This window comes from Terrabacter sp. RAF57, assembly GCF_052113925.1.
Lineage (GTDB): Bacteria > Actinomycetota > Actinomycetes > Actinomycetales > Dermatophilaceae > Terrabacter.
Map to the genome: position 1 here is coordinate 1 of NZ_JBFRDT010000040.1, position 10,033 is coordinate 10,033.

At 66.8% G+C, this 10,033-nt stretch carries 8 protein-coding genes; 4 read left to right on the forward strand and 4 right to left on the reverse strand.

The annotated features are described in order from the left end of the window. Positions 1–309: 309 nt before the first annotated feature. Entirely contained in the window at positions 310–654 is a 345-nt protein-coding gene (locus AB4Y83_RS22280) for a hypothetical protein (protein WP_442298219.1), read from the forward strand. A gap of 21 nt (positions 655–675) precedes the next feature. Next, a complete protein-coding gene (locus AB4Y83_RS22285) occupies positions 676–1,131 on the forward strand; it encodes a carboxymuconolactone decarboxylase family protein (RefSeq protein WP_442298220.1) in 456 nt (151 codons plus the stop codon). 749 nt (positions 1,132–1,880) lie between these two features. Here the strand turns inward: AB4Y83_RS22285 and AB4Y83_RS22290 are convergent. From AB4Y83_RS22290 to AB4Y83_RS22300, 3 genes are read right to left on the reverse strand one after another with little or no spacing between them, the layout of a single operon-like run. Next, complete coding sequence (locus AB4Y83_RS22290) at positions 1,881–2,135, reverse strand: hexameric tyrosine-coordinated heme protein (protein ID WP_442298221.1); 255 nt, start codon at positions 2,133–2,135, stop codon at positions 1,881–1,883. A gap of 44 nt (positions 2,136–2,179) precedes the next feature. After that, positions 2,180–2,980 (reverse strand): alpha/beta hydrolase, encoded by an 801-nt coding sequence (locus AB4Y83_RS22295; protein WP_442298222.1) that lies wholly within the window; start codon positions 2,978–2,980, stop codon positions 2,180–2,182. Continuing rightward, complete coding sequence (locus AB4Y83_RS22300; protein WP_442298225.1) at positions 2,977–4,311, reverse strand: NAD(P)/FAD-dependent oxidoreductase; 1,335 nt, start codon at positions 4,309–4,311, stop codon at positions 2,977–2,979. The genes AB4Y83_RS22295 and AB4Y83_RS22300 overlap by 4 nt, the downstream gene beginning before the upstream one ends. Before the next feature lie 348 nt (positions 4,312–4,659). Between AB4Y83_RS22300 and AB4Y83_RS22305 the strand changes: the two genes are divergently transcribed. After that, positions 4,660–5,562, forward strand: a complete 903-nt coding sequence (locus tag AB4Y83_RS22305) for an alpha/beta hydrolase (RefSeq protein WP_442298226.1) — start codon at positions 4,660–4,662, stop codon at positions 5,560–5,562. An 845-nt stretch (positions 5,563–6,407) separates the two neighbouring features. Here the strand turns inward: AB4Y83_RS22305 and AB4Y83_RS22310 are convergent. Continuing rightward, a complete protein-coding gene (locus tag AB4Y83_RS22310; RefSeq protein ID WP_442298223.1) occupies positions 6,408–7,865 on the reverse strand; it encodes an aldehyde dehydrogenase family protein in 1,458 nt (485 codons plus the stop codon). A 683-nt stretch (positions 7,866–8,548) separates the two neighbouring features. Between AB4Y83_RS22310 and AB4Y83_RS22315 the strand changes: the two genes are divergently transcribed. Next, a complete protein-coding gene (locus tag AB4Y83_RS22315) occupies positions 8,549–9,325 on the forward strand; it encodes an SDR family NAD(P)-dependent oxidoreductase (protein WP_442298224.1) in 777 nt (258 codons plus the stop codon). Positions 9,326–10,033: the final 708 nt, after the last annotated feature.

Below are 10,033 nucleotides of genomic sequence, written 5' to 3' on the forward strand. Positions count from 1 at the left end.
ACCCTCAAAGGCGCCAGCTACCGGCTCCGCAACCGCGGCATCGACACGCTGCCCAGCATCAGAACCCAGGACACGGCAGACTAGAAACCACGAACCGGTGGCCTCGATTTAGAACGTCGGATCGGCCTCATTTTCGAGCGTTGTCGACAGTCCGGCTGACTCACGACGTCTGATCCTCCCCCGGGCAACGTCACGCGGCCCGGTACCCCTAGGTGCGGAGTGCKCTTGGCTTGTCCTTCGAGTGACCTCCACTGGTCTTTACGTCGCATGACTGAAGCGCGGGGACCCCACACGCACGACCGTGGATCCATGCAGCCGCTTCCTGACCCGACCGCAGTCCTCTCGTCGCTACCCTCGACCTGGGACGGTGACCATGCCGGTGTCGCGCGGCTGCTCGACAGGTCCGCGACAGCCGCCAGAAATCACACCAGGGGTTCGGGATTCACCGCCGACGGGGCCTTGGTCGAGGCTGATATCGCAGACGTTCTGGTGCAGAGCGTTCGTAGAGCGCTGGTCAACCCGGAGCTGTCTCTCGTGGGCGCAGGAGAGGCCTTCGACCTCCGACCTGGCAGCTTCGCCGATTGGAGCTACACCGAGTACGCCGTCCTTGAGCGCTACCGCACCAGACAAGAGTCACCATCCCGCATTGTCTAGACCCACCCAGAGGGAGCCGTCATGCACCAGCACGCGATGAACCTCGGCACGTTGCAGCCTCGGCTTTACCAGGCCACGCTGACCATGAGCGAGCTGGCCGGTTCGGCCGCCGTAGAAAGCGGGCTCGCCCCGCAGTTCGTGGAACTGCTCCGGATACGGGTCTCACAACTCAACGGCTGTGGTTTCTGCCTCCGAATGCACACCAACGACGCCCTGGCCAAGGGGGAGAGGATCGAGCGGATCGCGGTGCTCCCGGCGTGGCGTGAGACAGCGTACTTCGACGACCTCGAGCGTGACGCCCTCGCCCTCGCCGAGCGTGTGACGAACGTCAGCGGCTCGCCACAGGCGGAGCAGCTCGAGCCCGTTGTGGCGCTGACACCAGCACAAGCGGCCGCCGTGGCCTGGGTCGCCATCGTCATCAACGCCTTCAACCGCATTGCGATCACCAGCCACTACAGGGTCGCCCCCGCCACGTGAGGCGTCGTGCACTCCGCTGATGCGCAGCTCCCTCGCGGCCAGGCGGGCCCACCCCTTCGGCGTCAACGCCTGGAAGGTTTACAGCGCGGACTGCGGGTGAGGCAGTGACGCCGTGGTCTGCCGCCGACGCCGCAGTCAAACTGCCGCCGGCCAGGTCCAGACGCCCTCGATACCAGGGGGCGCCCCGCCCCGAACCGGTGCGCTTGGCTAAACCTCGTCGCAGGCGTGCGCGGAGCGCACCGTCCGCACGACGCCCGTAGGCGGCACGTCCGAGACCTCCGCCTTGAGGTCCCCGAGGATCTCGCCTGCCTGCTGCGGCTGCCCACTCGAGAGCGCCGCCACGGCAGCATGATCCCACTGCGTAGTCCCATCGCCCAGGCCCGTTGTGTGCGATGAGAGGCCGAGTCGGTGCGCACCAACATCCGGCGCGGGAGGGCAGAGCCACGGGGTCGGCCTAACAAAGGATGGCGCACGCGAACCACACCAGCCGCTGGGTCTCGTCGGTCAAGCACCACGCCTCGTCCGCCGCGATGCGGGTGACGTCCCTTCAGCTGGGATTCGGAGAAGTGGATCGAGAGGTGGCGGATCGGCGCCAGCGCGGCCACGACGGCGTCAAACAAGATCGGTGGGAGGATCCCCATACTCGTGGCCGACAGGATGACCGCCAGGAGAACCGGAGATCTGACCAAACCTGCAGCGGCCAGGCCGAACCCCGAGGGGGTGGCCGGCTCGGTCGGCGGCCTCCAGAGTCACTCTCGCCAGTAGTTGTTCGCGGCCGCGATGGTCGCGAACTCGACTGCGACGACGTGGCCCGCGCGCATCAGGGCTTGCGGGTCGGTGGAATAGAGCGGGCGTCCCGCGACGAGAACATCTAGGTCTGGCTGGATGTTGTGGATCGTGTGACGGGCTATGGCCAGCGCCAGCGCCCGACCCTCCTCTGCTGTGGCAGTGATGAGGGTCCCACCGGGCAGGAGGGTCAGTTCGGACTCCGGTACACGGTTCATGATGTTTGCCTGCCTTTCAAGGAGGGTGCGACGGGGACTTGGCTTCAGAGGCCGTGCTTCTCGAGCCAGATGAGGACGGCGTCGGCGACCTCCATCCATCCGTGGTCGAGGGTCAGGGAGTGGCCGCGATCATCGAACTCGAGCAGCTCGGTTACGGCGCTCGAATGGCGGTACTGCTTGAGGGTCGCGGTGGTGATCGCTTCCGGTACTGTGCGGTCCTGGCCGCCCATGACGAGCAGCAGCGGCCCGCGGTGATCGTTGTGGGTGTTGACGGCAGCTGGGGAGTGCATCGAGAAGTTGGCGGCCGCCGCCTCGAACAACGGTCTTCCGGGCGCCGGGATACTCCATTGCTCGTAGAGGGCGTCGGACTCCTCCCGCGAGACGGCGTTGCCGAAGCCGTAGCGGAACTGGTCCGAGGTCAGTGACACCGCGCGATGCTTGTTGGCGGGGTTGCGAAACACCGGCAGCGTCGCGTGCAGCGCGGACAGCGGCAGGGGTAGCACACCCTTGATCTGCGCCGCGTCGATGGCCACCGCGCCTGCCGCCAGGTCCAGACCGAGAAGCTTCTCGGCGATCATGCCCCCGAAAGAGTGCCCAATGAGAATCGGTGCGACTGGCAGGGACGCGATTGCTGCGGTGTAGTGCTCAACCACGTCGTCGATGCCGTGGTCGGCGATGCTCTCCGGGTGGGCGCGAGCCTCGAGAACGGTGTCAGGAACGCCGGGCCACCCGGGTGCCGAGGCGTGGTAACCCGCTCGCTGGAAGTGGTCGACCCACGGTGCCCACGAGGTGGCGTGCAGCCACAGTCCGTGGATGAAGACGACCGGAGTGGCTTTGGTGCTCATGATGCTGCCTTTCGTAGAAGTGAGGGTTGAGCCTCTGAGTGAGTGGTGGGCGGCGTCGGCGCAGGCGCTGTACGTTCCTGCCGACCACGCCCCAGGAAGCTGATGACCCAGTGGATGAGGACGAGCAGGCGATTCTTGAAGCAGACGAGGTAGATGAGGTGTACGAAGAGCCACAGGAGCCACGCAATCGTGCCCGCAAGGCGGAGCGGGCCGATGCTTGCCACCGCGCGGAAGCGGGAAATCGTCGCGAGACTTCCCTTGTCCCGGTAGCGAATGCTGCGCTCGGTCGGGCGCCCTTCCACCCGCGCGACGATCTGGCGAGCGACGAAGCGTCCTGACTGGATGGCGACCTGGGCCACCCCCGGCACGGACAGGTGCATCATGTCCCCGACCACAAAGACCTCCGGACGATCGCGGAGACTGCAGTCGGGCAGGACGTCGACCTGACCCGCGCGGTTCCGCGGACTGTCGGTCGCGTCCGCGAGGAGCCCTCCGAGCGGGGACGCACGCACCCCGGCAGCCCAGACCTTCGTCCTCGCTTCGATACGTTCGGTGCCCGAGCCGTCGGCGCTGCGCACTGTGACCCCGAGCTCGTCCACGTCGACGACAGGTGAGTTGAGCCGGACGTCCACTCCCAGGCGAGTGAGGTCTCTCAGGGTCCGCCGCGACAGGCTTGGCGCGAACGTCGAGAGGACCTGAGGTCCCGCCTCGAGCAACACCACCCGGGCAGTGCTCGGATCGAAGCTGCGGAAGTTGCGATCGAGACTCCTCCGCGAGAGCTCGACGAGCTGACCAGCCATCTCCACGCCCGTCGGGCCCGCCCCGACCACCACGAAGGTCAGCCATGGCATACGCTCGCTGTCGTCCTTCACCAGCTCAGCCGTCTCGAACGCTCCATAGATGGCGCCACGAATGCGGAGGGCGTCGTCGATCGACTTCATCCCGGGCGCGTGCACTTCGAACTGGGGGTGGCCGAAGTAGGAGTGCGTCGAGCCGGCTGCCACGACGAGACTGTCGTAGGACGTCACCGTGGTCAGCTCGCCACTGTGTGAGGTGACGAGGCGCCGGCTCAGGTCGATGTCGGTGACCTCTCCGACGATCACCCGGGCGTTCTTCTGGCGGCGAAGGACCTCTCGCGTTGGAGGAGTGATCTCCCCTTCGGAAAGAATGCCGGTCGCCACCTGGTAGAGCAGCGGCTGGAAGAGGTGGTGCGGCGTCCGGTCGATGAGGGTCACGGCCACCCCCTCGTGGTCCAGGGCCTGCGTGGCGGATAGTCCTCCGAAGCCCGACCCGATGACGACCACGCGATGTGCGGTGCTTGGGAGACTCACTGTGCCCTCCTGGTCGATGACGCCGGCGGACCGCCCGCCGCTACTGCTGTATGCGTTGTGCTGGTCCTGGACGCTAGTCACGGGCGGTGCGTGACCGCTTGAGTCACTTGACTGCGCTCGCATGTCCTAGACGTGCGTCTGCGAGGTTGTTGATACACGCCACCGGGGTGGATGGCTGCCCGCCTCGTCGCAGTCACCTGACGCAAGCCCGGGAGCTAGCGGCGCACCTACGTTCGCTGACAGCGGGCGACTCGGCCCGCGGCATATCTGCTGGAGGACACCATGACGCGAACATCAACCGTCCTTGTGACGGAGGAACCCAGGCGCCGTAGGCACGTCATCGTGGCGATGGCGCTGCTGTTGGCGGCTCTGCTCGCCGGGGCCGCACCAGGCTCTTCACACGCAATCGGAATCACTGGCCAGACGGGTGCCACGGGCCACCCGACCGTCGGTTCGGGCTGGGGCGCCCTCGGGCGACCGTCCGCCTCCGGCGCTGGGCTGGCCGGTGCCACGGGTGCGGGGAGTGCGAAGCCGACGGTCGTGCTCGTCCACGGAGCCTTCGCTGACTCGAGTGGTTGGTCACAGAGCATCAGTCAGCTCACCGGCGACGGCTTCTCCGTTCTCGCAGTGGCCAACCCGCTGCGTGGCCTGACCGCCGACTCGGACTACGTTCGCTCTGTGCTCCAGACCATCGCCGGCCCCATAGTGCTCGTCGGCCACTCCTACGGAGGCGCGGTCATCACCAACGCGGCGCGAGGTGTGCCGAACGTGCGCGCGCTGGTCTACGTGGGCGCGTTCGTGCCCGACACCGGCGAGAGCATCGCTTCGGCAGCTGATCCCTCACGCTTCCCCGGCTCTCTGCTCGGACCGAGCACGACGATCGTGCGCCCGGTCACCAACCCGGCCGCAGCGGGCGGCCAGGATGTCGACATCTACATCGCCCTCGACGCGTTCCGTCGTGTGTTTGCCGGTGATGTCTCGGCAGAGCGAGCAGGCGTGATGGCGCGCACGCAGCGGCCGCTCACCGCCACGGCGAACTTCGAGCCCTCCGGTGAGCCGGCCTGGAGGACCGTTCCGAGCTGGGATCTCATCACCACAGCCGACAACGCCATCCCCCCGGCGGCGCAGCAGTTCATGGCGGAACGGGCGGGTGCCCACATCTCCACGGTGGCATCAGCGCACGACGTCATGGTGTCGCATCCTGCTGCGGTGACGAAGATCGTCGAGCAAGCGGCCCGAGCCGTGTCATGACCACCCGGACCTCGTGACGGCAGGCTCAGGCCCGGCGGGGCTCAGGCCGACGAGACCCGAGGTGCAGCAAACCCTGGTGGCGGCGTGCCGCTGTCGCGTCCACTGGCGCGGCGGCGGCACGCCGCTCCCAAACCATGCGAACGCTGCGTGCATGCGCACGATGGCAGATCGCGGCACAGTTCACCGATGGGCGGTCGGTCGTCCCCTCCCCGCTGCGCAGTCGACTGACTCAAGTGAGAAGGGGCTGCCAGCCTCCTATCGTGAGTCCAAGATCTTCAAGGCGCCCGAGCCGACAATCAAGAACGGCGCCGCGAGCACACGTAAGTTGTGGTGACCGCAACAGGTCGTCGAGACGCACCCTTTCCCGACCCGGGCTTGTTGAGCTCCCCGTCGAGGTGCACGCAACCGCGAATACCCTCGCCGAGCTGACCTGGGACCTGAGCTGGACTCGCACGGTCAGGCAGCGGCATCGCTGCTCGGCACAGCGTCGATGGACTCATTCCCTTAGACAGCCATGGCGCCGCGGCCGACTACGCCATGGAGCCGAAGCGCCAGTGTTGCGCCGATGCCGCGGCGCTGAACTCACGGCAAAGCCGCCGCCTTCCCGCTCACGGAGGCGACGGCGTGGCCGGCGCTGTGGTGCGAACCGTCCCTCTGGGCGCCTGATGACCTCGACGACTGAAGACGTCGAGTACGACGTCGTAATCCACACCGCGGGCGGTGAGACGCCCCGGCGCACCTTTCCGCTGGGCCGTCGTGGAGGAGAACCGTCACCTTCGAGGGCCCGCCGGAGCCGGAGGTGCTGCCGTCGCTGTCGAAAAGCGGCCCTGGGTCCGGCCGACGCCTCAGTAGGGGAGGGGACGGCGGACGTGCTGGACGCTCACCCAGTGCTGGCTGGTCAGGTCCTCCAGCACCCAGTCGCCGCCGAAGCGGCCGATCCCCGACTGCTTCTCGCCCCCGAAGGCGGCATGGACGTCGTCATGGACCGTCGTGTCATTGACATGCGTCATTCCTGCCTCCACGCCATGAGCGAAGCGGATACCGCGTTCGATGTCGCCGGTGAAGACCGCGCTGGACAAGCCGTAGCTCGTATCGTTAGCAATGCGGAGGGCATCCAGCTCGTCGTCGGCAGCGATGATGGTCGCCACCGGACCGAAGACCTCCTCGGCTGCGGTGGCGACCTCGTTGGTACCGAGCAGGACGTGCGGCGGCATCACTCGACCGGTCGGCCCCGCGGGTGGAGCTGACAGCAGCAGCGTCGCTCCGGCCGCGACGCTCCTGTCGACCTTGTCGCGGATCGCGCGGAGCTGCTTGTCGTTGATGACGGGACCGATCTGAGTCGCTTCAATCGCAGGGTCGCCCGTGACAAGCGCAGCGGCCGCCTCGACGAAGCGCTCGACGAACTCGTCATGGACGTGTCGGTCGACGATGACGCGGTTGGTCGCCATGCAGATCTGGCCCTGGTGCCAGTAGTTGCTGAACACCGCCGCTTCGACTGCCCGCTCGAGGTCAGCGTCGTCGAGGACGACGAAGGGGCCGTTGCCGCCGAGCTCGAGGGCCAGCCGCTTCACGCCGGCCCGTTGCGTGATCCGCTGGCCGACGCGCGTTGAGCCGGTGAAGGTGATCACTCGAGGCACCGGGTGCTCCACCATGGCGTCGCCCACCTCTGACCCGAGGCCCACGATGACGCTCAACACCCCGTCCGGCAGGCCCGCTTCTTCGAGGACTTTCGCCAACAGCAACCCCCCAGTGACTGGAGTGTCCTCGGCGGGTTTGAGGACGACGGCGTTACCGACGGCCAGCGCCGGTGCGACCGAGCGGTGTGAGAGGTACATCGGGAAGTTCCACGGGCTGATGACCCCCACGACTCCGGCCGGTCGGGTGTAGATGCGGTTCTCCTTGCCGGGGACGTCTGTCTCAACGGACCTCTCGGTGAGCGTCGTGTGGGTGACCGCGGCAAGAGTGGTGGCCGTGACGATCCCGATCTCGACGAGGGCACGGATCCTTGTGGTGCCTGCCTCGCGAATCAGCCAGCCGATCAGCTCTTCCTGACGTTGCTCGAGGATCTGTGCTGCTCGGAGGAAGACGGCAGCCCGCTCGGCCGCACTCGCCGCAGCCCAGCCCGTCTGCGCCTTCTCCGCGTAGAGGTAGGCCGTGTCGACGTCCGTCGCGTCGGCGCGGCGTCCCTCGGTCAGCAGCTCACCGGAGTAGGGATTGGTGTTGCGCAGATCTGAACCGGACGACCCGGACCGCCACGTTCCTGCAATGGGCATGAGGTCGAGTCCGTCGTAAGGGGTGAACATGGCAGCTCCTCGCGTGTCGATGTTTGCTAGTTCGCTCATGCTCGATTGGCGGGTGCTCATGGCGCTTGCGTCATGCGACTGCTCTCGGCACACGGCTGCGCGGGCCACCCCTACCCGCTGTGACGGTCACAAGTCGTCGGCCCAACAGGTCATCGGCACATGAGACCGGCGGCTCTCGACTCCCGACGTACGACAAGCCGTAGAGAAGTGGCCTGCCGTATCCGGAAGGATGAGTCCCGTTGTGGGCTGGGCCTTTCCAGCACGGTTGCCTTCCGGACGCGAACGTCCTGCTGCCGGGGCCGGCGCAGCACCGAGGTCTAGCATCCGGCGTCAACAACCCCATGGCACGATCCGCCTCCCGCTGACAATCACTGCCGGTGCCGCGCTGCGGACCTGCCGGGGCGGCTTGAGACGCTGATGGCGTCGCCAACGGTTACGGGACGACGTCAGAGCTCGACACCCCGATCTCTGGGCGGGTGCCGTGCTCGCGGTGGTCCCGTGCCTGGATCATCGCGCGCCTCCGCCGCTTCAGGTGACCCGTCACTGCTGTGAACGGCTTGACGGCCCTACGTCGCTGACGCAACAGACTGTTGGTAGGGGCGGGGGGACCGATGGGGAAGCCCCCCGGGAGTGCAGTCGCCTGACGCAAGCGCGCAGCAGCCTCAGGTTCGTAGCGTCGACGCATGGAACTCGATCTCAACAGCAGGACCGCAGTCGTCACCGGAGCCGGTCGTGGCATCGGGCTCGCCATCTGCGAGGCGTTCCTCGCCGAGGGCGCTCGCGTCGTCGCCAACTCCCTCAGTACCTCAGCAGCGCTCGGCGACCTGAGCCAAACCGCAGACCTATCGGTCGTGGAAGGCGACGTTACCGACGCGAAGGTCCGGCGACGGCTCGTGTCCGTGGCCGACCGCATCGATGTGCTGGTCAACAACGCCGGGATTGCGCCGGCGCGTCCGCACGGCTTCGTGGAGATCAGCGAGAGCGACTGGCGAGGCACGTTCGATCTCGACCTCTTCGCGGCAATCTCGCTCATCCGGGAGGTGCTGCCGGTGATGCTGGGTTCGGGCGCCGGCGTGGTTGTCACGGTTGGCTCGCTCAACGCACGCCTGCCAGACCCGCTCGTCATCGACTACTCGGCGGCCAAGGCTGCCCTCGCCAGTGCCACCAAGAGCCTGTCGAAGGCGTACGCGCCCCTGGGCATCCGGTTCAACAGCGTGGACCCTGGGCCTGTTGCCACCGACCTGTGGAAGGGCGAGCACGGGGTTGCTGCGACGGTAGGCAGAGCCACCGCCAACGACCCCGAGGACGTCGTGCGACAAGCGGCCGCCGCGATGCCCACCGGGCGATTCTCCACTCCTGAGGAGGTGGCGACGCTGGTGGTCTTGCTCAGCAGTCCCAAGCTCGCAAACGTCAACGGAGCAGGCTTCGTCATCGACGGAGGAATGCAGCCGACCCTTTGACGATCCGCGGTCCCTCATCGTCTTCCCATCCCAAAGACCTGGATGGCGGCGTGACCACTTCGCACACCTCGCGGGATGCACAGAAGAGATATCGAGGAGCTCGTGCGGGCCATCGCCTCCGACCACGGCCCGGCAGATGACAACGGGCCGAGGAGGGCAACAGGGTGACGACTCTGACTCCAGCGCGACCCGGCTCACAACCCCCACCAGCTCTTCGGACGAGCCACTTCCAGGACCCACCACCCCCACCCTAGAACCGTGCTCCCCACAGCGTCTTGGCACAGAGGGGAGCCAGATCCGGTAAGCAGCAACCGCGAGGGTGAGACCGAAAAGGGGGCGCATCGGGCTCGTGGCTCACGTGCGCCGACTCCACAGTTGGCGGCTGAAATCGAGTGTCTGTGGGGAATCCGTGGGGATTCGTAGATGGTTCGTGCCTCGATGCCGGCCAGGCAGTAGCTCTGTCCGGACTGTAAATCCGTCGCGGGAGCTACGAAGGTTCCAATCCTTCACCTGCCATCCAGTGCTAGAAGGGCCTCTGAACAGYGGAAACGTTGGTCGGTGTCGACAACGCTCGAAAATGAGGCCGATCCGACGTTCTAAATCGAGGCCACCGGTTCGTGGTTTCTAGTCTGCCGTGTCCTGGGTTCTGATGCTGGGCAGCGTGTCGATGCCGCGGTTGCGGAGCCGGTAGCTGGCGCCTTTGAGGGT